We start from the raw sequence: 23,162 nt of genomic DNA on the forward strand, positions 1-23,162 counted from the left end.
GCACAATTACTTACCTGGAGGAGAAACCATGTCTTTGATTAGCGAAATTTTGAATTACAATGAACAATTTGTTGCAAAAGAGGAGTACAAAGAATTTCTGACTACGAAGTTTCCAGACAAAAAAATGGTTGTTCTAACATGTATGGATACGCGTTTAGTCGAATTATTGCCTAAGGCGATGAATTTGCACAACGGTGATGCCAAAATTATCAAAAATGCCGGAGCCATTGTCTCCCACCCATTTGGCAGTATTATGCGCAGTATCATTGTAGCTGTTTATGAGCTCGATGCAGATGAAGTATTCGTGATTGGCCATTACGACTGCGGGATGACGGGTCTGAACTCGGACAAGGTGATCGCAAGCGCCAAAAAACGCGGTATTTCCGATGATGTCATCTCAACACTCGGCCATTCCGGTATCGATTTGTCAGGCTGGTTGACAGGTTTTGACCATGCCCGAGAAGGGATCGAGAAAAGCGTAAATATTATTCGCAATCATCCGCTGCTTCCCAAAAACTTACCGGTTCACGGGCTAATTATTGACCCGCAAACGGGAAGACTGGATTTAATCAAAGATGGCTATCAGGATGTTGAATAAGCACAATAACAAAACCTCACGGAAAACCGTGAGGTTTTTGTTTTCTATACCGACTCTTTAATAATCAGTTTCTCTCTAGCATCGGTCCGCGGTCTCACGGCCGGTACTTGCTCCGGGTAACCGATATGCAGCAAGCCTACTATTTTCTCTCCTGGCTTAACGCCTACCGCCTCGCGGAAGTTAGGACTGTGAATAAATGGATTCGTTTTCCATACAACGCCAACCCCCACTTCCCAGGCAGCCAGTTGAAAGTTCTGAATCAGGCAGCAAACGCATGCGAAATCTTCTTCCCACTGTTTCTGCCTCGGATCTTCGTTCATGACGACAACGAGATGAGCCGGGATCTGCATGAAGTAGTCCAATTTCTGTGCTGCTAGCCTTTCTTTCTCCTCCGCCGTGTAGGTGCGGATCATGGCTTCAGCAAGCGGCTTACGCGCCTCGCCTTTGTATAAAATGAACCTCCAAGGCTCCCTTAGACCATGTGTTGGTGCCCATACCGCTACGTTCAGCAGCTCAGTTATGAGGTCCGTGTCGATGGGATCGCTTTTAAATGCGCGGACAGAACGTCTGTCTTTAATCAGTTCGCTGATTGCGCCTAATTTCTCATTTTGCATAATATTCATCGTGCGTGTGCCTCCAGTTTGGTTAGACTATTACTTCAGCATACAAATTACATCAACATACAAATATAAGTTCTATTCGACTACGCATTTCACGTAAACGATCATGATAATCATTCTCATTTTCGCAAATGGATATGTACCTGTCAATCTTTTCATGCCATTCTCTTCCATTTGATTGCAATTAAACTAACGTTTCTTCGAAGGGACATCCGGGTTTGGAAGCTGTTATTGGATCATGTTGGATAAAATCCAATGAGATGACTCTTCTGTTAACCAAACTTCGCTTTATATTGGACGAAATCCAATGAGCTCTATTAAAAGCTCTCAAAATACTACTACATTTACAGCTCCCCATGGATTTTGTCCAATGAGATGAGCTAAACGGTCGCCAAATTCATCCTTTTATTGGATTTCATCCAATGATAAGTAGTGCCCGGACTCCTAGCTCCCTTGCTGGTGCTGGGGGAAAGGAAGCATTGGAGAAGCTAACTTCTCCTCCGTCGTTTAGCTTGTTAAGAGCACGGTTGGAGCGAATTTTTGAGGTGGTGAACCCCCAACACCGCTTACAACTTAGCGTTACTGAGACATTTGGCGGAGGGAGTACCTCATAGCTAGCGGTAAGTTGGTCTACGATACACCCTTGAGGAACTGCAGGCTGCTATTCTAACAAATTCAGCCTCGTTTCAATGTTCAAGCGGAACTACAGGGCCTTATTTGACCGCCTAATCCCGTTTTCTTTATGAAAACGGACAATTAGCGGCCCTGAGTTCCCCTCCACACGAAAAAGAGCCTATTTCGCAGAAATAGCGCCCTCTAGTTCCGCTTGCCGGGGAGACCGCTCAAGCAATAGCAGCAAATTTCGTGGAGTGCTCAACACAAATAAATAAGGGTAAGCCTAAGCTTACTCCTCAAGGATAAACGGTTTCGTCGTCCTTTTAGGACGGACGCGTTTGTCAAGGCAGATACGAAGCAAAAGTATAAAACTTATACTTTCTTATCTACCAAAAAAAGTGCCCATCCCCAAGGGATGAGCACCTGCATGAACCTTACATAATCAACGTCTTCACCAAACGTTTTGCATCACCGTTCGGTGTAGTAACCACCTCGTAAAGGTTAATTTTAACATTCGTGTTTAGTTGTTCGGATTTAATTGAACCGAAATCGATAAACTGAATGCCGGACATAATTTTGTCCTGGCCTACGAAGCTCATGGTCTTGGTGCTTAACAGGCGGTCTTCGGAATCGACAACCTCGAAGACGAGGGATGAGAAGTTAGCGTCCGTGATGACCTGCTCTTGACGTTTCACATCCAAATCCAAGCGCAGACGGTATGCGTAAGATTGATCTTTACTATACGTTGCGCTGACCCTGTAATCGTTAATTGCAATACTAAACGGATACAAGGATACGGCACCGGTTGTTGGTACTGGTTGAACAGCTGTTTTGTAGGAGCCAATCGCTAAACGATTGGCATCATATAAGTTAAGCGCCAACTTATCTGCCGTTTCTGTACCAGGCACCATATAGGAGTAGTTCAACACATAACTGGTGTTCGGAGCGATCGTCTTCGCAACCGTAGATTGTCGAGCCCCCGAGTAAGTATAGCCTTCAACGTTAGTCAGATCGGTTTGGAAATCCGGTAGATTTAATGATGTCGTACCTTTATTCGTCAGTTTATATTTGGCAACGATGGTTTTGAAGCCGAAGTCCGTATTCTCGCTCATTCCAAGCTCTACAAGCGATACATCAATATTCGAGTCAATGAGCGTATTCGACGTCAGCTTGAATGGTGTACCGAGTGTGTAATCTTCCGCAGCGGTATAAGAGGAGTCCTCTCCGCCTTGTCCAGCTCCCGCCAGTGTCGTGATTGAAACCGGCAGCGACGCTGTTTTGCTATTACCGGAATTACCGGTATTCGTTGTATTTCCTGTATCGGAAGAACCTGTACCAGTACCCGTATCTGTACTCGTTCCCGTGTTCGTTTGCGTGTTGTTATTCGACGTACCTTGTTTCTCTGAAACGACCAGCTGCAAAGCGTCTGTGCTCAGGCCTGCAGGCAAAATACCGGAGAAGCGGAAGGTCGTCGATTCATTTGGCGATAAGTAGGACGTCCGAACAGCATTATCTGAAGACGTAACCGCTACACTGCCGCGAAGTGCTTGAAAAGAAGCAGACAAGTTAGGAATCGTTACGATGCCATCACTTTTGTTCGTTAGGGTAACATTCGCTTGGAGATGCAGCCCATCTGATTGTCTGCTAGCCGCTGCCCACGTTGTATTGATATGAAGCCCCTCTAAATCTGCGTCCGGGTATTGGGAGGAGTCGCCGATCTTACCAACCACGAATGATTTCGCTACATTTAGTGACCCGAGCACCGTTGTTTTCACTTTGCCTTTTGGCGAGAAAAGCAGGGATAGCCCGTTCGCATCCAGGGATGCCGGAACTGCTGTTTGAATGGTTGTTTTAACAGGCTGCTGCGGCAGCAAGGTTTGACCTGATCCCGAGATAAACTGAGCAACGTAAGTCAATCCCTTGGCATCTTGCAAATTAAGTTCAAGCGCATCCGGCAGCTTAAGGGTCGTGTTGCTTAAATTTTCCAACGTCAAATCTGTATAAACCAACCAGGCACCGTCTTTGTAAACTCTGTAGCTATTGCCAAGCTGAGCGGTCACTAGCGCATCATCCGCGAAGGTAGTATCTACCTCCTGAAGGTTGATGACGGTTTGCTGCACCACGGTTTGCCCTGCTTCATCCATGGCAGCTTCTACGGATAAAGCCCCGATATCGTGCATCGTATTGTAGTTCCACTCGAAGATATCAACTTTCAGTTGACCAGGTGTCAAATTCGCTGGTATCTCGGAACTGAATTTGAAAGTCCCCGTCTCCCCCGCTTGCACACGGCCGTTTACTTTCTCACTCAGTTTAGCGGTATAAGATACTCCATTCGTATCCATCACTTTAACACCATAGTTGTTAAAATCCACGGGCGAAGCGCTGTTATTGTTCAGCCCCAGAGAGAAACGAAGGGAACCGTCGTCCGCTCCTGAGGACAAGGAAACCTTGTCTAATGTAAAGTAGACGGAGTCGCTCAGGAAGACGCCTTCCTTGCCAGCGAAAGCCGATGTGGCCAGAGGTAGTGTCAGGAAGCTTGCAGCCGTTAGCATAAGTGCTGAGCGGCTAAGCAAGCGTTTCATTTTAAGATGTTGCTTCACAGGTAGTCCTCCTCTTTCGTTCATCAATCAGATCGTAAGGCGTCAATCGGACGCAGTTTGGATGCTTTGTTAGCCGGATATAAACCGAAGATAACACCGACCAATACGGAAAATAAAAAGGCGTATAAACTAATATCAAAGGAAAGGCTAGTCGTTTGTTTCGGGCTGAAATAGGGCAGTGCGTAGGATAAACCGACCCCTAAACCAAGCCCGATAAGTCCGCCAAGTCCGCTGATGACGACGGCTTCGACAAGAAATTGGAGCAAAATATTGCGCCTTTTAGCACCAATGGATTTACGAATCCCGATTTCTCGCGTCCGTTCACTGACCGTCACCAACATAATGTTCATAATTCCGATACCGCCGACGAGCAAGGAAATAAGAGCAACAGCTACTAATTGATTCGTAAGTGTGTTCGTTGCTTCAGTCCGTGCCTTGAGCAGCTCATCCTGATTCGTTAGCACGAAGCCCGTATCGCTTTTGAATTTATAAGTTAAATATTGCTTCATCGTTTCTTGAGCTTTGTAAATATCTTCTTTGGTTGGTGCTTCGACGTAAGTCGTACGAATTTGCCCCAGCTTGAATACACGTCTTGCCGATTCCAGTGGCACAATGATAGAGCTGTCTACCGAGGCTCCTCCAATATTAGAGCCTTTGGCTTCGAGGGTTCCGATAACACTGAATACAGCGCCATCGATATTGATCTCCTCTCCAACCGGATCCAAAGTGCCAAAAAATGTCTTTGCCACTTCGCTCCCCAAAATCGCTACATTGGAGCGAAACTCGAGATCCGTCGGCGATAAGTTACGACCCTTATCGACTTTCGCTTTAATAATGTCCAAGTATCGATCATTGGTTCCAAGTACGTTGTACTTTTCTTGCGTTCGGTCATATTTAATGTTGGAGCCATTTTTCGTCATTGTAGGCGCAATGGATTTGAACTCTTCAAAATTCTCGAAATTCATCAGTTCATTGTAATCCAATTGCGTCGCACGACCGTTTCCTGTCGCTGTAACAACGAGAAGGTTCGTCCCCATATTTTCATACTGCTTGGCGATTTGTTCCGAAGTTCCTTGCCCGATGGACACTAGCGTCACGACAGAGCTAACTCCGATAATAACCCCCAGCATCGTCAGAAAGGTACGCAGCGGACTTGAGACAATCGTCTGCAGCGACATCCTGAGCAGTTCATTTACCTTCATACGCTCACCTCTTGCTTTACATCGCTTTTGTTAGCGTTATTCCGGTAGTCATCAATGATGACGCCGTCACGAAGAGCAACGACGCGCTTGGCATTATCGGCAATATGATGATCATGAGTAATCAGAACAATGGTATTTCCCTGCGCATTCAGCTGCAAAATTAACTCCAGAACTTCTTCCCCCGTTCGGGAATCCAATGCTCCTGTCGGTTCATCCGCCAAGATCAGAGATGGCGAAATCGCAAGAGCTCGGGCGATCGCCACACGTTGTTGTTGACCACCGGATAACTCGCTGGGCTTATGATGGCCCCGCTCGCCCATGCCGAGCATTTTGAGCATTTCATGCGCCCGCTCCCGCCGTTCTTTTCTTGGAATTCCAGCATAAATCATCGGAAGCTCCACATTTTCCATTGCGGATAAACGGGGCAATAGGTTAAATTGTTGAAAAATAAAGCCGATCTTTTGATTACGAAGCGCTGCGAGCTCATTATCACTCATCCGTTCGGTTACGACACCGTCCAGGATATAGCTCCCCGACGTCGGAACGTCCAGGAGCCCAATGGTATTCATAAGCGTTGATTTACCGGATCCGCTGGGCCCGATGATGGCTACGAAGTCGCCTTCTTCAACAGTAAGCGAAATGCTGCGCAGGATAGGTAGATCTTCTGAACCGCGTTTATAGGTTTTGACAATATCTTTTAGTTCAATGATATTCATACCGCACTAACTCCTTTCCAGCAGTGTTATCTGTTACCGCCACCGCCGCCTCCACCACCGCCATTAGTCCGGGTAGCTCCGCCTGCACCGCCACCACCGCCGCCGCCTTGGAATCCACCACCAGCACCGCCGCCAAATCCGCCAGCTCCACCTGCTCCGCCGTTTTGTTGGAACTGCTGTCTTAAGCGATTAATTTCGTCCTGGCTAAGGTTTTGTTGTCTTTTTACTGAAGTAGGAAGAACTACTTTATCCCCTTCACTCAGACCTTCCGTGATTTCAATTTGCGTTTTCGAACGAATACCGATTTTCACCTCATGATCAGGCTCTACGGTTCCATCCGCTTTTTTCAATGTGACAATGCGCTTGCCTTTTTGTAATTGCAATGCTTCAGGAGGTATGTAAATCGCATCTTTCTTGTCTTGAATCAAAATCTCACCTGTAGCCGTCATGCCGTATTTCAATACATTATCTTTGTTATCAGCAGCGAGTACGACATCATAAGCCGTTACACCGTTCGTTGTTGTACCAACAGAAGAAATTTGCGTTACTTCCGCCGGGAAAATGCGGCCAGGGTAAGCGTCAACCTTGATTTCAGCTTTCATCCCAAGCTTAACATTAGGCAAGTCTAATTCATCCACCTGTACCGGAAGCTGCATTTTGGCAATGCTCGCAACAGCTCCTAACTGCATACCGCTGGTTACCTTGGTTCCAACTTGTAGAAGACTAAGAATATCATTGCGTTTGTTAACAAAGTCCGTTGAGAATACACCATCAAATGGCGCTAAGATTTTAAGTCCATCCACCTTGTCTTGCGCTGAGTCCACTTTCAACTTCGCACGCTCTAGAGCAGACTGTTTCGTAAGAATATCATCGCCGATCGTATCATTTGAGAACGTTGCAAGTAAGTCACCTTGACGAACCATATTGCCTGTTTTTAAAGGCATCGTGGCCACATTGCCGGTTGTGCCTGCCAAGACAGTTGTGACTTTCACATATTGAAGCGCAGCTTTCGCTTGCGAATCAACCGAACGCCCGCCGATCGTCACACTGCCCAGTACGCTCGTACCTGCATCCATCGAGTTGTCATTGGGAACGGCAACATCAATATCGACTACTTTACCGCCTTTTCCATCCGATTTCGGGTCTTTAGAAATGCTTTGAATCTTACCTGTTTTCGTGATCATATAGCCATCTATCGTAATATCAACAGGATCGCCATTATGCAGCTGTGCAGCATCTTCTACAAAAAATGGCAGCGTCACTGTCAAGTTGTTTACATCGGAAATGGTTGCAATTTTAGTCGACTTGTTAATCGTAGCTCCTTCCTCCAGGTTCGTGGCATACGTAAGTTTCCCGCTAACAGGAGCCTTAACAGCCATTAAACCTTGTTGAGCTATCAAAGAATCCAAGTCCTTTTGCGTTTGCTCGTAAGTCAACTGTGCATCCTGCAAATCACTTTCCAAGCTTGTACTCGTCAATTCTAAAAGAACATCCCCGGCCTTCACCGCCAGGTTCCGTTTTAGATTAATGGATTTAATGTCCGAATCAACCGGGACAGAGATCGTTTGTGTATCTTTGGGCTCGAACTGGGCTGTACCCGAAACGGAAGAACGGATATTGCCTTTTTTAACCTCGTAAATAGCCTCCTTCACGTCCGCTGCTTTGCTTTTCTTACCTTTCGTCAAATAAACATAAGTGCCGCTTCCGCAGACAATTACCGCGATCAAAATTATAAACCACTTACTGCGATACCATTTCATGAAGTAACTTCCTCCTTAGAGTTTGGACATGAGTAATTCCATTAACTGCTGCTCTACGCTGATCCCCATGCTTCGAGGATCGAACTGGTTTTCTCCATGCTCACGGTCAATGAAGTCTGACTCTGCCTGTCGATCGGTCTTTCTTTTTTGCATAAAAGCTTTCACCCGCTTCTCTCGTTCCTCGGAAGAGAGCTCATCCCCCTGGTTGCCCGCAGCACGCTCAGCAAATCGCGCCTTTTCTTGCTTGGATTGTTCCTCTAGAAAAGCAATTTGATCTGCCGTCAAGCCGCCAAGAACAAGCTTGCGTTCGGATTCGTTCATGCTTCCTTCATCTATGCTTTTACGGACTAATGGAAGTATCGTCTCTGCTTGCTTAGCAGTAATGGACAAATTGGCATGCCGGTCCATAAGAAGCAGTTCTTGAGAGAACATGACCAGCTGCATCTCCTTCACATTCTGAACGTCTTCTGTGAGGTTTTCTTCGGGGAGAGCTTGCTCGGTTATTGGGGGCGATGCGATCACAGCCTGCGTTGAGGAAAGATCCGGCAAATGAGTCTGACAACCACCCAATAGGAAGGAAAAAAGCGTCAAACCCATAGCTGCTTTCCAAGTGTACTTCATCAAACATACACCTCCAAGACAAAAAAATCCTGTCCAATAGGATCAGGATACATTTCAAACATGAAATAAGTTTGTTTAAGTTGTAAAAAAATTGTGAAACTCTACGAAATTCGCGGAAATGTTACACGAAATTCGGTTCCTTCCCCTACTCGGCTGCGTACTTGGATCGTGCCATGCATCCCTGTGACTAAATGCTTCACAATCGTAAGTCCAAGCCCCGTGCCCGTTGGTACGTCTGATCTTGATGTTCTTGCTTCATCCGCTTTATAGAAACGATCCCAAATGCGTGCTAACTCGGCATCCGTCATCCCGGTTCCCGTATCACGAATGAACAGATGGACTTCATGCTCCGCCTCTTCCAAGGCAACGGTTAACGTCCCGCCTTTTGGCGTGAATTTTAAAGAATTATAAATTAAATTATGGACGATCTGAGCAAATCGGTCAGGGTCTAGCGGAACTTGCGCAGGCTCCTTATCCGGGTTAGGCAAAATAAGATGCAATGATATTTCATTGACAGCAATCGGCGCTTTCAATAATTCCAATGATTCTTCAAGTGCTTCTGTCATGACAACCGGTCTAAGTCGAAACACATCGACACCATTTTGAATCTGAGCAAGGTCTAATAAGTCCGTCACGAGACGCTGCAGCCGTTGAACCTCTTGATCACAGATGCGCAGGTAATGCGAGTATTTCTCTTCAGGGATGATCTTATCGTTCATCGCCACGATGAAACCACGCAGTGTCGTAAGCGGTGAACGCAGCTCATGGGATACATTCGTCAGAAACTCCTGCCGAGTACCTTCCCATTCTTCCAATTGCTCCACCATGAAGTTGAAGCTTGCAGCAAGCTGCCCGACCTCATCGTGTGAAGTAACTGGAACACGTGTTGTAAAATCGCCATGTGCCAATTCGAGTGCCGCACGGTTCATCTGCTGAAGTGGGCCGGCAAGTTTTCGTGAAATAATGTAGAGAATGAACCCTACAGCCAGCAGAGAAAACAAAAGCGGAACCAAAATATTAACCCTTACAGCGGAAATAGCTTCACTAATGTCCTCAGCCGGAAAATGCAAAATGAAGACCATGGGCTGCTCATTTAATTGATAGGGGGCGTGATACGTAAAGACATTAATCGTTCTTCCCTGCGGCGTCGTTACAGTGACCATCCCGTAACCGCTGTGGCCATGCAATCCGTCGATAAACTGAGCATCCATCTGCTTAGGGATCGTTCGACCTTCACTGTCGGAGGAGCCGTTCAGAATATTCCCTTTATCGTCAACGAGCCATACCTGCCCATTAATGCTTCTCGCTAGAATGCGTACGGTGTACTTCAGTTCCCTTGTGGAAATCGTGCCGTCTTGAACAGAGTTCATAAGACGGGTTACCTCGACAACCCGTTTCTCCAGCAGTTCAACTTTGTCCTTATAAAACAAATCCGTAAAATAATAGTTCCAGAACAAAAACAATCCCGCAAAGAAAAGCACACATGTCGCCAGGAACGACAAGAAGATTTTCAGATAAAGGCTGTTATATTTGCCCTTTAGCCAAAGCTTAAACATGCTGGACCACCTCAAACGAATACCCAATCCCCCAGAGCGTTTGAATGTTCCACGTATCGTGCTGTCCCAGCTTTTTACGCAAATTCTTTACATGAGCGTCAACCGTACGCGTGCCACCGGTAAAATCAAAATTCCACACATAGCCGAGCAGATCCTCGCGTGTGAAAACGCGGCTTGGATGGCTGGTCAGGAAATGCAGAAGTTCAATTTCCTTCGGCGTGAGATCAATTCGTTTCCCTCCTACGGTTACGCGATACTGATCCAAATCAATCACAATATTTCCGATTTCCAATAATTTACGTGACGAATTTTGCGTGGCTGACACTTCTGTCGGCACTTGAACCGTACGTCGCAGTACAGCCTTAATGCGGGCAATAAGCTCATTAGGATCAAATGGCTTGACTAAGTAATCGTCAACACCTAAGTTAAATCCTCGTAATTTATCAATGGATTCGCCTTTGGCTGTTAGAAAAATAATCGGCGTCTGATGAAACGGAGCATCCATTTTACGAATCATCTCGCATAGCTCATAACCAGAAATATCCGGGAGCATAATGTCGAGTAGAACTAAGCTCGGTCTCTCTTCTACAATTGTACGAAGAACCTCCTGTCCTCGCGGCAGCAGAATCGGTTCATAATTGGAATGCTCCAAATACAATCTGACCACTTCGGCAATATTCGGCTCATCATCTACGACAAGTACTTTACCTTCCGAGTTCACTTGGCGCCACCCTTTTCCTTACGAATTTGCTGTTGTCTTGCTCTTTCTTCAATGACATCTGACCGGTCTCTTCGCGTATGTTTTTGAATGAGTTCGATATCGGCCATTCGGCTTGGTGCATGCCACATCAACCCTCTTCGCTCGCATTCAGCCTCGCATAACGCTACTAACTCCAAATCAGCGATCGGTAAATTAATATCTTGATACAAATAACCATCCCGCTCGATTTGAGCCCAAGTTTGTCCAATTAACTGGCCAAGCTTCACAGGATCAAGCCCCAAAGAAGCCGCATGCTCAGCCTGTGCATTACGCTCTGCGCTTTGCAGCATTTTTACGGCACCTGCACGATTCCCGCGCCTGATATGATACATACCAACCGCTATTTGTATCAACGCGACATACGTTCTGCTGCGTTCGTCCCCTGGATGCTCTTTCCAAAATTCTTCCATGACCTCATGACACTCAAAATAATCTCGCTCTGCATGAAAATGCAGTAAATATTCGATATAAGCTTCCGGATACTGCTTCATAAATCGTTCCTCCACCTTGTTCTGATCACGATAATGACTATGTATACCTCATGTTACTCGAAAGTTGTTCCATCGTCCAACATCACCTTTCGATTCATAAGTGTTTCTAGCTATTTCCAACGCAACCAATCTATCATTCGGTACGTCTTATTAAGTAGATTAAGAGAAAGAGGCGTGATCTATGAAAGTTGGAAAATGGCTGCTGACGAGTACCCTTTTGTTATCAATAACGATACCGCAGGCTGTACAAGCAGCAGGAGCAACAAGCGGAACTACCGATAAAACAACGAAATACCGCGTTTATCAGTATAATCAAGTGCTCATGGAATTTGCTACATATAAACAAGCGGAAACTATTGCCAAAGGTTTTTCCAATAGTTATGTGGAAGAGATTGGCACACGCAAGTGGTTGTGGAACAATTTTCCTCGCTATCAAGTTTATCAATTGGACGCTACACTCCCAGAATGGCAATTCCCTACACTAGATGCAGCTATTGCTGAAGCGAAAAAATGGTCCAATGCCAGTGTTCGTGATCTAACATCCACGGGCTGGGTGTGGGACAACTACCCTCATTATCAAGTATATCAAAATGAAGTTACCTTAGACGCTTGGAGATTTCAAACGCTGAATGATGCTATCGCCGAAGCAAAGAAATGGGGCAGTGCCCATATCATTGACTTAAACAGTCGGGCTTGGGTCTGGGACAACATTTCTAATGAGGATAAAACATCGCTGCGTGCCGGAGATCCTATATATAAGGTCTATCAAGGTACTTTTTCAGCCGATAACTGGGAATTTGCTTCCTTGGAGGATGCGATAAAAGAAGCATTGAACTGGGGCAACTCGACCGTCGTAAATAAAAACACGAAAAAAACCGTATACAGCAATCTTAAATCCTATAAAGTATACCAAAATGATACCTTTCTTCAGGACTTCACTTCATTAGATGCAGCCATTGACTATGCAAAATTATGGGGGCACGCCACCATATTCATGGATGGCCACAAAATTTGGAACAATTATGCCGCTTATCAAGTGTTCCAGAACGCCTCTCTGATCGGTGAATATACTAACCTTCCTGATGCGCTGAACTATAGCGTGCAGTACAACAACAGCTCCATTCAAACGCTTGAACATCGAATACTTTGGGATAATTTCAAGAAATTACAAGTGTGGGGATGGAACGGCCAATCCGGCGGCGATGCGATAAAAGCACAAATCTCGAACACGGTTGGACTGGATGTTGATTCACCAAGCTATTTCGAGCTACAGGACGCTGCTGGTAATCTCAAAGACAGCTCGAATCCCGATACTGTAAAATGGCTGCAAAGCAGCGGTTATACCGTATACCCTCTCGTCACCAATCAATTCAATGCCAGCTTAACGACGCAATTCCTTGCCGATAGTAAGGCCCAAGATAAGTTCATTATAGCTTTGGTTGATCGTTCCGTGCAGCTTGGTGTTCCTGGCATCAACGTCGACTTCGAAAGTCTTGCAGGCTCGGATCGCAATGCATTCACTGCTTTTATTACCAAATTAACAACTTACGCGCACTCAAACGGCTTGGCTATTTCCATCGATTTACCGCGCGGCAGTGTCAAATGGAATCATCTTTCCACTTTTGACCATGAGAAGCTCGGCGGCATTGTGGATTACGTCGTTATCATGGCCTATGACCAATTTTACAAGGGGAGTACCTCCGCCGGTTCCGTTGCCGGTCTTCCCTGGACAGACGGTGGGATTCAAGAATTCTTATCCTATGGCATCCCGCGGGACAAAATCATCCTAGGCATCCCTTACTATGTGCGGGAATGGAAATTGGACGCAGCCGGCGCCTTGCAAAGTAATCGGACTGTGCTTATGAAAGATATTCCAGCTTTGCTCGCTTCCAAAACGGTCAAACAAACGTGGGATGCGACATACGGACAGTATCGCGTGGAATACCAAGAAGACGGCTTTACTTATGTATTCTGGTTAGAAGATGCCGCAACCGTTAAGGCTCGTTTGGATGTGGCGAAAAAGTACGACATCGCCGGCGTCGCAGCTTGGCGGCTAGGTTATGATTCGTCGGACTTGTGGACGATGATTTTGCAGAACAAGTAATGCGTGTAAAGCAGAAAAGCACTGTCAGGATGTTCCTGACAGTGCTTTAACGTTTACTATTGTTCCACGGTGCATCTACGGTCAACACCATTTTTGGGTAAGACAGCAACTATTTTGCGAAAATACCGGCTAGACTCACTTTGAGGGAACTGGAGTCCGCTATTCGGAGGAAAATGCAGTTTTTCCCTAGTTTAGCGGAACTACAGGGCTTTATTTTGTCCTCCGCAGCACGTTTTCGGGTGAAATCGGCAAAATAGTGGAACATAGTTCCCCAACAAGTAGAAAATACGCCTTTTCAGGAAAATAGCTGACGTAGTTCCTTTGTGTATCGCTCTTTGCTCAGGTTCACAGTAGATTCCATTCGTTAAATATTGTTGCCGTTCCACAATCCGAGCAATACTTAGCGTCTGGCTTATTCACCTTCGAACATCCTTTGTGGAGCAACGTTTTTTCCCGTGTACAACGGTTTTTGAGTGGAGCTCCGCATTTGATACAATATCTTTCCTCTTTGTCCGCAACATACTTGCACCTGACACATTGCTGAAATTCCTTTTCAGCCATAACTTCACCTTCTTGAAGTAGGATCTCCACTTCAAGTATATGAGGTCATTCATATGAATGGTGAATGCGAACCTTTATACTTTTTTCCATTTTCGTGTCTGACCATGTATAAAAACGTGCCTTTTTACCCCACCCTATGAGGTAAAGGAGGTGAATAACCAATGGCAAAAGATGTGCTTTGCGAAGTTAATTCTTGCAAAAACTGGGCAAATGGCAATAAATGCAACGCGTCCTCAATTTATGTCGTGAGCCACCACGGCAGCAATCAGGCGCGCAATTCCGAAGAAACAGACTGCAAAACTTTTGAACCTAAAGTTTAGTTTTGGAACTACTCAACTTAGACATGAAGATTGTGGAGGCCCTTTCGGGCCTCTTTTTTCTTTCTATTGCTATTGTAACCAATAATGATAATTATTATCATCGAATAGTGAAAAGATTTTCGAGGTCTTCGAGATCCTGTGTCGGCGCTTGGCAGACAAAGTTGTGACATACGTAGGCTGTCGCGCGTCCTCCGAGGGGCAGCTTGTCCTGCACAAGCGGAATCAGCTTGCGCACTTCTTCTCCCGCTGCCCCTGGCGGGTGAAGAATCAGCAGCGCATTCGGCAGGAACTGCCGCTGTACAGCGCGCAGCATGTGCTGCGTCTCTGGCTTCGCCGGGTCGCCGGCGATGACAATTTCGCTGGCTTCGCTGTAAGCGAAATCGAGCGCGGCCAGCATGAGCGAATGGCCCGGCGGGTAAGACGCGACAGCTCCGGCAAAAGCCAGGAGCTGCTCATCCGCAGCCTGCGACAGCTTCGCGTCGTAGGTCAGCTTGGCCAGCCGCTGCATGTTCAGCGCGGCTGCGGCGTTACCCGACGGCATTGCGCCGTCGTAGATCTCTTTGGGGCGGGTGAGCAGTTGCTCGGCATCGCTGCCGTAGAAGAAGAGCCCGCCCTTCTCTTCGTCTCCGAAGAGACGAAGCATCTCTGCGTTCAGCTGGACCGCTTCACGGAGATAGCGCAGCTCGAACGTGGTCTCGTACAGCTCGATCAGTCCCCAAACGAGGAACGCGTAGTCGTCCACGTAGCCTGGAAAAGCGGCCTCGCCGTCGCGGTAGCGGGCGAGCAAGCGCCAATCTTCGCGGCGCAGCTCGCGAAGCAGGAAGTCCGCGGCTTTCGTAGCCGCCTCCGCGAAAGCCGGTTGGTCCAAGGCACGGGCCGCCTTGGACAGCGCAGCGATCATCAGACCGTTCCACGCGGTCAGAATCTTGTCGTCTTTGCCCGGATGTATGCGCTTCTCGCGGTGCTCGAACAGCTTGGCGCGGGCTTCCTCCATCCGCTGCTTCAGCTGATCCAGAGGGATCTGCTTCCGCTTGGCAAAAGAAGCTAGCGTCGTCTGAATCAGATTCGGGATGTTATGCCCATCGAAATTACCCGACTCCGTAATATCAAACAACTCAGAGAAGAGGTCTCCCTCCTCTATCCCTAGCACAAGTTCTACCTCGTCGGGTGTCCAAACGTAGAACTTGCCCTCTTCGCCTTCGGAATCTGCATCCTCCGCCGAATAGAAAGCGCCTCCAACGTCGGTCATGTCTCGTAGTACATAGGTAATGATCTGCTCCGCTACCTCAGCGTACTTGGCTTTGCCAGTAACTTGATAAGCTTCTACATAGGTCATAAGCAAAAGCGCATTATCATACAGCATCTTCTCAAAGTGCGGGACCAGCCATTGGGAATCAACCGAATACCTGGAAAAACCATATCCAATGTGATCGTACATACCACCGCGATGCATCGCATCTAGCGTCTTTTCCACCATTTCAAGGGCGCGTTCGTTCCCTGTTTTCTTATGATACCTGAGCAGAAAAGACAAATTGTGCGATGTTGGAAATTTTGGCGCACTTCCAAATCCCCCAAACTCAGGGTCGAACGAGCTCTCATATAAACGGAACGCTTCGTGAAGCGTCTCTTCCGTTAATTCACCGCCAGATTGATGTTCCAGCAACCGAGCTGTTGTCTCTTGAATGATCTGTTCCCCAACTTCGCGAACGCGCTCAGCGTCTTCCCGCCACTTCCCTGCAAGTTGAGCGAGCACTTCCACCATCCCGGCGCGATTGTATTTTCGGCTGCGTGGGAAATACGTTCCTGCGAAGAAAGGTTTCTTCTCCGGTGTCAGGAACACCGTGAGCGGCCACCCGCCTTGTCCCGTCATCGCTTGGCACACCGACATGTAAATGTGATCGATGTCTGGGCGTTCTTCACGGTCTACTTTAATTGAGATGAAATCTTTATTTAGCATGTCGGCAATGGTCTGGTCTTCGAAGGATTCGTGAGCCATGACGTGGCACCAGTGGCAAGTTGAATACCCAATAGATAGGAAAATTGGCTTATTCTCTTGCTTCGCTTTCTCAAACGCTTCTTCGGACCAAGGGAACCAGTCGACCGGGTTGTAGGCGTGCTGTAGCAAATAGGGGGATTTTTCGTTAATAAGAGCGTTTGATTTTCGTTCAGACATTATATACTCCCTTTCTATATTTAAAGAATACTTTTTTTTAAGTTACAAGCTCAACTATACAAGTTGTATTGTTCTTCTTAAACGTTTAACAAGCATGTCAATAAATAAACCTAGCAAAAACCAAGTAACAAAAAATATAAAATATGTTAAAAAAGTAACTTGTAACAGTATACTACTCGAAGCTCCCCATTTATTATTTTCAAAATCAAACATCCATTGTCTCATTGGTTCAACATCTGCAAGAATATTTATTGGTGGAATTAATCTAATAAAAATATTTGCTAAACCACTCCCCATATAATCACTTAAACAAATAATGATACTTACCGTAGAAATCCAAAAGGAAAATCTTCTTCTTAATAATGACAACTGCATCACCATCCGTTTTTATAATCAAACTGTTGAGTGTCAAATGAATTCCGTTAAACTTCATCCGAATTATAAAAATGTCCCCCACCACCCGTGTTCTCATCTATCAGCTATTTTTTCTAAATCCCAAAGTAACTTATCATTATTAAAGTCTGCTTTATCTATATTGAGTTCTTTTATCAATAAATTAATCCATTTGCCCAACCATCATCTTTTTCATTAATTGCTGAAATCGATGCATTTTTAATATGAGGAATTAGTATTTTTGTATCTATATCTTTTAGGGGCGTAATAATTGGTCTTACACCTGGCCACGTTATGTCTTGAAACCACTCCATTAAATAAGGCAACGCCACTGCATTTGCTGGATAACCAATATTTTTCAATACAATCGCGGCATTGTCCCAGCATGGTTTACTGCACAAATCATTTGATTGTTTAGCTAGAAGAATCACATCTTTACCTCTCAGGTTGGATAATTCTTTTATCGCATCACGTTGTATGTTTTCTGTGTTGTTCCAGCTCAAATTTTACAAAAAGCCAGCACATAACTGGCAAAAATTCATTCATTCTACACATATATCTATCGTTTTATTAAATCAAACAAATGTTGCTTTATTTTTATAACGTGACATCAGTATAAATAAAACTACGCTTTTATTGAATCTCGATATATCTTATAATCGTCCCTCAGCAAATTCCTCCAAGAGAGAGTCAATTGTCATTTTAATGGTCAAAATGTCCCTTATGGCCATCAGGATTAAATGATGGATACCATCCAACATCTAAAATTCTTTTTCGATATTGGTTTCACATTTGTAGAATATCTTCATCTAATTCCATTGCATATTTAAAAGTATCATCCACAAAATCATAAGGAGAAATCTCAAGGAAATTATTATATGCCACCATCCATCCTGACGGTATTCTCAAAGGAACTAATCCTAGTTTCAAAATTGACCTCCAAATAAAAACCAATGTTTTATCTAATAATACGCAACTACTTTGCTTATTTGACATCCCAATAAATGACCTAAACGTTCCATTTGTTCTACTGTTAATTCGTTCTTAGGGTTCATAATTTCAATTGAAAACCGTGAAAACCCCGCAATCCACGTATAGTTCAAATCATTTAATGATGAACTTAAGTCTTACCACACAATAGTCCTGTTTTTTCCATTTAAACAGGATAATTATACAACAAAAAATCCAGCTTTTGGCTGGATTTTTATTACCGGCAACCTATATAAAGAATCAATCAAACATAAGAATCAACTTTACGAACGATAGCTATCGCTCCGCGAACAATCAAAAAAGTTGCCATCAAAGTAATAAGGGATACAAAAGCGTTCCAGTGTTTGTACGTAATCAATTCCGTATTTTTTTCAGCCCAAAATTCTAGCAACGTCACCGGAATACTATATAAAAGTGCTTGTACAAAGATACTTTTTAATTTCGAGTGCTGTGTAGTTATATTATAAAAGACGCAGAGTGTAGGAAAAACGAGAAAATCAAAAACAATGTTTGTATCGAAAACTTTAGGAAAGAAGCGAATCGGATAATCTAATAAATCAGCTGCAATGATAAAACAATCGGTAATTGCTGTAACAACTGACTTCAATAAAAAAATAATAAGCCAGTCTTTTATAGGCTTTCTAAGCATCCAGATGAACATTGAACCAAAGCATAGGATTGTGGCAGCCCACAGTATCACATATTCCATTGCATCCTCCCCAAATAAAGGAAAATAATTTCACTAATGAGATAGGTTGTCCATAAAACAATGAATTATACTTTGGGGCTTTGGTAACCTACTTCATCCGATCAACCAAATCAATCGGCAAAATACCGTCAACCCTATTCCCACTCCGTCCCCGAATAATTTCTGTGTGGATACCGAAATACTTCTCCAGGTTGGACTCCGTTACGATTTGCTTCGTGGGACGGAGAATATGCTCGTCTGTCCCAATAATTAGCGTTTGTTCTGCAACTCTACCATTTGAGATGTGCCTGAATATTCATGTAAATCACCTCGCTCGTTCATTGATAATAATTCTCGTTATACTAGCTGAAGGTAAATAAAAATAAGCCAACTCAGGAAAAATAAGACATTGCATTAGCAACTTGGCATAGAAAAAAAGCATGCTCCACCCTATTTATATAGGAAGAGCATACTTTGGTTCCCGTTCACTCACGCATACTTAATCACATTCGCCACGATGATAAAAATGGCACCGATAATCAGCCACATACACATCAACGGCCAGAAAAATTTTACCCATTTCTGATAAGCAATCCCCGATACAGCCAGGCTGCCCATCAAAGCGGAAGAGGTAGGAAGAATCATGTTCGTGATGCCATCGCCCAGTTGGAAGGCCAATACGGATGTTTGTCTCGTAACGCCTAATAAATCGGACAAAGGTGTCATGATCGGCATCGTTGTAACCGCCATTCCTGTACCAGAGGTGATAAATACGTTCATAATATTTTGAAAAGCATACATGCCTAGCACTTGAATCGAACTTGGCAAGTCGCCTACAAGAATGGACAGGCCATTCACGATGCTGTCGATGACATTTCCTTGCTCAAGCACGACCATGATGCCTCTAGCAATACCAATGATGAACGCGCCATAAGTAATGCTGCTTGCACCTTTGACGAATTCGCTGGCGATACGACTTGGACCATAACCTGCGCTGAAGCCGGACACAATTCCCATGGTCAAGAATAACGCACCGAGTTCCTCCATCCACCAGCCTTTTTTCGAAACACCCCAAATGACGAGACCGAAACCAATGATCACCGCAGCAATTGTAAGGTAGTGCTTGAGTTGAATGGTCGGTAGCTTAGAGAAGTCGACTTTCTCGCTTGTAACAGATTGCTCCAAATCATAAACAAGCCCTTGTTTCGGATCTTTTCTTACTTTACCTGCATATCGAACCAAATAAAGACTTGTCACGGTGATGAGGCAAATCAATAAAATAACGCGCAGCCAAGCACCTGAGAACATCGGCACTTGTGCAATAGCTTGAGCCAGACCGACATTGAACGGGTTCAATATCCCTGCCGTAAAGCCGCAGGATGCTCCCAAGGATATCATTGCCGTACCTGTCAAAGCATCAAAACCGAGCGCACGGGCAATCGCGATCCCGATGGGGACGAAGACCATGACTTCGGTGGACATGCCCATTGTAAAACCGCCGACCGAGAACAGGGTAATAAAGATGGGTATCACCCATCTGCCTTTATTGGCAAATGTTTTTGCCACCCTGGAGGTTACCGCCTCAATCGTACCCGTCGACGAAATAATTTGGAACGCCCCTCCAATAATGAAAATAAAGAAGACTACATCCGCAGAAGAAACTAAACCGTGGACGATCGCTTTCGGAATTTCAACGAGATTCACCGGACTCGCATCTACCTGATGATATGACCCTGTCACGAGTAAGGATTTTCCAGTCACTTTATCTTTGACACGCTCAAATTTTCCTGCAGGGATTGTATACGTTAATGCCGCTGCAACGAAAACAAGGATAAATAAGATAACAAAGGTATGAGGCATTTTAAACCATTTGCGAGGACTATCTTTTGCTATACTATTCAATGCCCGTTCCCCCCTCTCTATTCTGCTTCCACGCTGTAAACTCACTGCGAACGTTCTGCATCGCCGACTTGTCGGTACATAAATCATACGCGGTAAGGGCTAACGCTTTGGCCGCTCGATTCAATTCGATCATGCCCTCTTCCGAACCCGCCATCTGAGCAAATTCCGGCGTATGCGTCGTAGCATCTCCTAATCGGATGTATGGGTGGATCGTTGCCGTCATCTGGCTGACATTCCCAATGTCAGAGGAGCCGACGCCTCCCTTTTGCGGTGGTTCGGATACCTCGATGCCCATCTGTTCCAAATTAGTTTGAAACAATTGAGCCAAAGCCTTATTGTTGTTCCGCTCCGCATAAATTAACCCTTCCGTAATATCAACGGTAGCTCCAACACCTTCTGCCGAGCTGCGAACGGCCCGATATACTTTTTCTCTTACAATTTTCAGTTCTTCCACCGTCGACGCTCGCAAAATAAATACGGCTTCACACAACTCCGGTACGACATTCGGCGCATCCCCGCCCTTGGTGATAATACCGTGAATCCTCACATCCTCTTTCACAAACTGACGAATGGAGTTGATAGCTACAAAGGCATTAATTAAGGCATCCAGCGCAGAGATTCCTTTCTCTGGAGAGGAAGAAGCGTGTGCCTGCTTCCCATGAAAGGTGAACGTTGCGTCGACACAAGCAAGTGCTCCGCGCAGTACCATCGTTTTATTTTGCGGATGGCACATCATAACAGCGTCGATGTCATCGAAGATGCCTTCGTTGCACATGATGATTTTACCGCCGCCTTCTTCTTCGGCAGGTGTCCCCAAGACAACGATTTTACCCGGCAGATCGGGATGTGCTTCCTTCAATGCCAGCGCAGCACCTACGGATGCAGTCCCAATCAAGTTATGACCGCAAGCATGGCCAATCGCAGGTAGCGCATCGTACTCGGCCAGCAGCGCAATCGTTGGTCCTCCGGGTTGACCTTCCCAAGTAGCGCGAAACGAGGTCTCTAAACCCGCAATCCCTTGCTCCACTTCAAATCCCGCTTCAAGTAAGGGTTCAACCAACCACATCTTCGCTTGATGCTCATGAAAGCTGAGTTCCGGATTCGCATGAATTTGCATAGATATGCGCCTTAGTTGCTCGTCAAGCGAATCTACAGCTTGCTCAATCTGTTGTTTGCTTTTGATTACATCTAAATTCTCTTGCATCATTGTGTAAGCCCCCTGTCAAAACCTCATGATGATTTACTTATTTGCATGGATGAAACCAGTGATGAAATGAATAATTATGTAACATAATGAATATTATTTTATCGACTTCAAATCTATAAGTACAATCGATTGTTTTTTGGCCAACCCCTTAATTTTTTTTATAGCGGCGGTGGCAAGGGGAACTGTGGCAGCTCGATGACCTATTCGGACTTGTGATTCCCTTAGGGGAACCAGAGTTCACTATTTGGAGAAAAATCAGCATTCGGCAAAATAGAGGAACGTAGTTCCCCAAAGCCACGAAAAAAAAATACACTGCCGAATGGCACTGTACATTTTCTTAAACATATTGGGACTTCATAAATTGTACGAATCTATCCACAAACGCAAGCTCTAACGTTGATTCCCGATAAATCATCCATGTGTTTCGTTTTATGGGCTCTCCATTCTTTCGGAACAGCTCTGTGGTTTTCAGTCCATCTTGCGGCGTAACAAAAACCCCAGGAACAATCGAGTAGCCCAGCCCCTGCTTCACCATCTCTTTACAAGTTTCATAGGCGTCTACCCACATTGTAATCGTAGGCGGCGTGTTATACCGCTCATGCCACCAGGCTTGAATCGTTTCGCTGAAGGGAGACTGCATGGAGCTCATGGTTTTAATTCTTGGTTCTTTATAGTAGATATGAGGCAAGTCCGGGAGGGTATCTAAATCAATATCATCTTTGGAAATCAAATAAATATGCTCGTCGTGTAAAAGACATCGGGAATCAAACCACGGGTAGTCTCCTCTAATTATACCCACATGGATCTCTTCCTCTTGGAGCAATTCAAGAATCTCCGGGCTTAATGCGGAGGTAACATTGAACTGCACGTCTGGGCAAAACTCTTTAAACCTTTTGAGGATTGGTGGAAGTTTGTATAGACCATAGTAACTGGCAACGCCCAGTCTTAATGTCCCTTTGACCTCATTCCGCAAGCTCATAATGTGATCCTTCATTTTATTCAATTCGATAAGTGTTTTCTTCGCATAGGCAACCAGATACTTTCCTTCCGGGGTAAGTCTGGTCCCCTTAGAGGATTTCACGATGATAGGCACTCCGAAGTCTTTTTCTAACTGCTGAATCCTATAAGATAGCGCGGGCTGCGTAATGTATAGGCGTTCCGCTGCTTTTGTCAGACTCTGTTCCTCTGCAAGATACTGCAGCATGATGCAATCCTTCTCGTTCAAAGACCACCCTCCTCTGGGATTTTTATGTCTAGGATTTTGTGTCCAGGATTTCTTTGCCTA

The 23,162-nt window shown here is 45.2% G+C and carries 21 protein-coding genes; 3 read left to right on the plus strand and 18 right to left on the minus strand.

The window, feature by feature from the left end; genetic code table 11:
- Nucleotides 1–28: 28 nt before the first annotated feature.
- On the plus strand, nt 29–598 hold the full coding sequence (locus tag ACUN27_RS22100; protein WP_315949440.1) for a beta-class carbonic anhydrase: 570 nt from the start codon (nt 29–31) through the stop codon (nt 596–598).
- A gap of 44 nt (nt 599–642) precedes the next feature.
- Here ACUN27_RS22100 and ACUN27_RS22105 read toward each other — a convergent pair whose 3' ends face one another.
- The 9 genes from ACUN27_RS22105 to ACUN27_RS22145 form a co-directional block, all read right to left on the minus strand.
- Nucleotides 643–1,221: a nitroreductase family protein gene (locus ACUN27_RS22105; RefSeq protein WP_445559611.1), complete on the minus strand. Its 579-nt coding sequence runs from the start codon at nt 1,219–1,221 to the stop codon at nt 643–645.
- Between the two features lie 1,046 nt (nt 1,222–2,267).
- The gene (locus tag ACUN27_RS22110; protein ID WP_445559612.1) at nt 2,268–4,433 is read right to left on the minus strand and encodes a hypothetical protein; all 2,166 of its coding nucleotides are present in this window, start codon (nt 4,431–4,433) and stop codon (nt 2,268–2,270) included.
- 23 nt (nt 4,434–4,456) lie between these two features.
- Nucleotides 4,457–5,635 carry an ABC transporter permease gene (locus ACUN27_RS22115; protein WP_315949435.1) on the minus strand — a complete coding sequence of 393 codons (1,179 nt, stop codon included), beginning with the start codon at nt 5,633–5,635 and terminating at the stop codon, nt 4,457–4,459.
- Nucleotides 5,632–6,351 carry an ABC transporter ATP-binding protein gene (locus tag ACUN27_RS22120; protein WP_445559613.1) on the minus strand — a complete coding sequence of 240 codons (720 nt, stop codon included), beginning with the start codon at nt 6,349–6,351 and terminating at the stop codon, nt 5,632–5,634. Before ACUN27_RS22120 ends, ACUN27_RS22115 begins: the two co-directional genes overlap by 4 nt.
- Nucleotides 6,352–6,377: 26 nt before the next feature.
- Nucleotides 6,378–8,111: an efflux RND transporter periplasmic adaptor subunit gene (locus tag ACUN27_RS22125; protein ID WP_445559614.1), complete on the minus strand. Its 1,734-nt coding sequence runs from the start codon at nt 8,109–8,111 to the stop codon at nt 6,378–6,380.
- Nucleotides 8,112–8,126: 15 nt separating this feature from the next.
- On the minus strand, nt 8,127–8,732 hold the full coding sequence (locus tag ACUN27_RS22130; protein ID WP_315949432.1) for a hypothetical protein: 606 nt from the start codon (nt 8,730–8,732) through the stop codon (nt 8,127–8,129).
- Nucleotides 8,733–8,833: 101 nt separating this feature from the next.
- Nucleotides 8,834–10,288 carry a sensor histidine kinase gene (locus ACUN27_RS22135; RefSeq protein ID WP_315949431.1) on the minus strand — a complete coding sequence of 485 codons (1,455 nt, stop codon included), beginning with the start codon at nt 10,286–10,288 and terminating at the stop codon, nt 8,834–8,836.
- Nucleotides 10,281–11,009 (minus strand): response regulator transcription factor, encoded by a 729-nt coding sequence (locus ACUN27_RS22140; RefSeq protein ID WP_445559615.1) that lies wholly within the window; start codon nt 11,007–11,009, stop codon nt 10,281–10,283. Before ACUN27_RS22140 ends, ACUN27_RS22135 begins: the two co-directional genes overlap by 8 nt.
- Complete coding sequence (locus ACUN27_RS22145) at nt 11,006–11,539, minus strand: DUF309 domain-containing protein (RefSeq protein WP_326063697.1); 534 nt, start codon at nt 11,537–11,539, stop codon at nt 11,006–11,008. The genes ACUN27_RS22140 and ACUN27_RS22145 overlap by 4 nt, the downstream gene beginning before the upstream one ends.
- Before the next feature lie 181 nt (nt 11,540–11,720).
- On the opposite strand from ACUN27_RS22145, the gene ACUN27_RS22150 reads away from it, so the two are divergent.
- A complete protein-coding gene (locus ACUN27_RS22150; protein ID WP_445559616.1) occupies nt 11,721–13,643 on the plus strand; it encodes a glycosyl hydrolase family 18 protein in 1,923 nt (640 codons plus the stop codon).
- Between the two features lie 345 nt (nt 13,644–13,988).
- Here the strand turns inward: ACUN27_RS22150 and ACUN27_RS22155 are convergent, their stop codons facing one another.
- Entirely contained in the window at nt 13,989–14,204 is a 216-nt protein-coding gene (locus tag ACUN27_RS22155) for a double zinc ribbon domain-containing protein (protein WP_379174481.1), read from the minus strand.
- Between the two features lie 161 nt (nt 14,205–14,365).
- On the opposite strand from ACUN27_RS22155, the gene ACUN27_RS22160 reads away from it, so the two are divergent.
- Complete coding sequence (locus ACUN27_RS22160) at nt 14,366–14,524, plus strand: DUF1540 domain-containing protein (protein WP_157324647.1); 159 nt, start codon at nt 14,366–14,368, stop codon at nt 14,522–14,524.
- Between the two features lie 97 nt (nt 14,525–14,621).
- On the opposite strand, the gene ACUN27_RS22165 is transcribed toward ACUN27_RS22160, so the two are convergent.
- From ACUN27_RS22165 to ACUN27_RS22200, 8 genes are all read right to left on the minus strand, one after another.
- Nucleotides 14,622–16,700, minus strand: coding sequence for a thioredoxin domain-containing protein (locus ACUN27_RS22165; RefSeq protein ID WP_418936971.1), 2,079 nt, complete (start codon nt 16,698–16,700; stop codon nt 14,622–14,624).
- Between the two features lie 51 nt (nt 16,701–16,751).
- Entirely contained in the window at nt 16,752–17,066 is a 315-nt protein-coding gene (locus tag ACUN27_RS22170; protein WP_326063701.1) for a hypothetical protein, read from the minus strand.
- A 179-nt stretch (nt 17,067–17,245) separates the two neighbouring features.
- Nucleotides 17,246–17,593 carry a DUF5071 domain-containing protein gene (locus tag ACUN27_RS22175; RefSeq protein WP_326063703.1) on the minus strand — a complete coding sequence of 116 codons (348 nt, stop codon included), beginning with the start codon at nt 17,591–17,593 and terminating at the stop codon, nt 17,246–17,248.
- Between the two features lie 283 nt (nt 17,594–17,876).
- The gene (locus tag ACUN27_RS22180; protein WP_326063704.1) at nt 17,877–18,020 is read right to left on the minus strand and encodes a hypothetical protein; all 144 of its coding nucleotides are present in this window, start codon (nt 18,018–18,020) and stop codon (nt 17,877–17,879) included.
- A 304-nt stretch (nt 18,021–18,324) separates the two neighbouring features.
- The gene (locus ACUN27_RS22185) at nt 18,325–18,789 is read right to left on the minus strand and encodes a CBO0543 family protein (protein ID WP_315949419.1); all 465 of its coding nucleotides are present in this window, start codon (nt 18,787–18,789) and stop codon (nt 18,325–18,327) included.
- Between the two features lie 468 nt (nt 18,790–19,257).
- Nucleotides 19,258–20,670, minus strand: coding sequence for a YfcC family protein (locus tag ACUN27_RS22190; protein WP_315949418.1), 1,413 nt, complete (start codon nt 20,668–20,670; stop codon nt 19,258–19,260).
- Nucleotides 20,663–21,877 carry a M20 family metallopeptidase gene (locus ACUN27_RS22195; protein WP_315949415.1) on the minus strand — a complete coding sequence of 405 codons (1,215 nt, stop codon included), beginning with the start codon at nt 21,875–21,877 and terminating at the stop codon, nt 20,663–20,665. The genes ACUN27_RS22190 and ACUN27_RS22195 overlap by 8 nt, the downstream gene beginning before the upstream one ends.
- Before the next feature lie 337 nt (nt 21,878–22,214).
- Nucleotides 22,215–23,102 carry a LysR family transcriptional regulator gene (locus ACUN27_RS22200; RefSeq protein WP_326063706.1) on the minus strand — a complete coding sequence of 296 codons (888 nt, stop codon included), beginning with the start codon at nt 23,100–23,102 and terminating at the stop codon, nt 22,215–22,217.
- Nucleotides 23,103–23,162: the final 60 nt, after the last annotated feature.

The organism is Paenibacillus sp. WC2504 (assembly GCF_052682475.1).

Coding starts and splice junctions, on each gene's coding strand:
- ACUN27_RS22100 (WP_315949440.1), top strand. CDS start 29: ATGTCTTTGATTAGCGAAATTTTGAATTACAATGAACAATTTGTTGCA.
- ACUN27_RS22105 (WP_445559611.1), bottom strand. CDS start 1,221: ATGAATATTATGCAAAATGAGAAATTAGGCGCAATCAGCGAACTGATT.
- ACUN27_RS22115 (WP_315949435.1), bottom strand. CDS start 5,635: ATGAAGGTAAATGAACTGCTCAGGATGTCGCTGCAGACGATTGTCTCA.
- ACUN27_RS22120 (WP_445559613.1), bottom strand. CDS start 6,351: ATGAATATCATTGAACTAAAAGATATTGTCAAAACCTATAAACGCGGT.
- ACUN27_RS22125 (WP_445559614.1), bottom strand. CDS start 8,111: ATGAAATGGTATCGCAGTAAGTGGTTTATAATTTTGATCGCGGTAATT.
- ACUN27_RS22130 (WP_315949432.1), bottom strand. CDS start 8,732: ATGAAGTACACTTGGAAAGCAGCTATGGGTTTGACGCTTTTTTCCTTC.
- ACUN27_RS22135 (WP_315949431.1), bottom strand. CDS start 10,288: ATGTTTAAGCTTTGGCTAAAGGGCAAATATAACAGCCTTTATCTGAAA.
- ACUN27_RS22145 (WP_326063697.1), bottom strand. CDS start 11,539: ATGAAGCAGTATCCGGAAGCTTATATCGAATATTTACTGCATTTTCAT.
- ACUN27_RS22150 (WP_445559616.1), top strand. CDS start 11,721: ATGAAAGTTGGAAAATGGCTGCTGACGAGTACCCTTTTGTTATCAATA.
- ACUN27_RS22155 (WP_379174481.1), bottom strand. CDS start 14,204: ATGGCTGAAAAGGAATTTCAGCAATGTGTCAGGTGCAAGTATGTTGCG.
- ACUN27_RS22160 (WP_157324647.1), top strand. CDS start 14,366: ATGGCAAAAGATGTGCTTTGCGAAGTTAATTCTTGCAAAAACTGGGCA.
- ACUN27_RS22185 (WP_315949419.1), bottom strand. CDS start 18,789: ATGGAATATGTGATACTGTGGGCTGCCACAATCCTATGCTTTGGTTCA.
- ACUN27_RS22195 (WP_315949415.1), bottom strand. CDS start 21,877: ATGATGCAAGAGAATTTAGATGTAATCAAAAGCAAACAACAGATTGAG.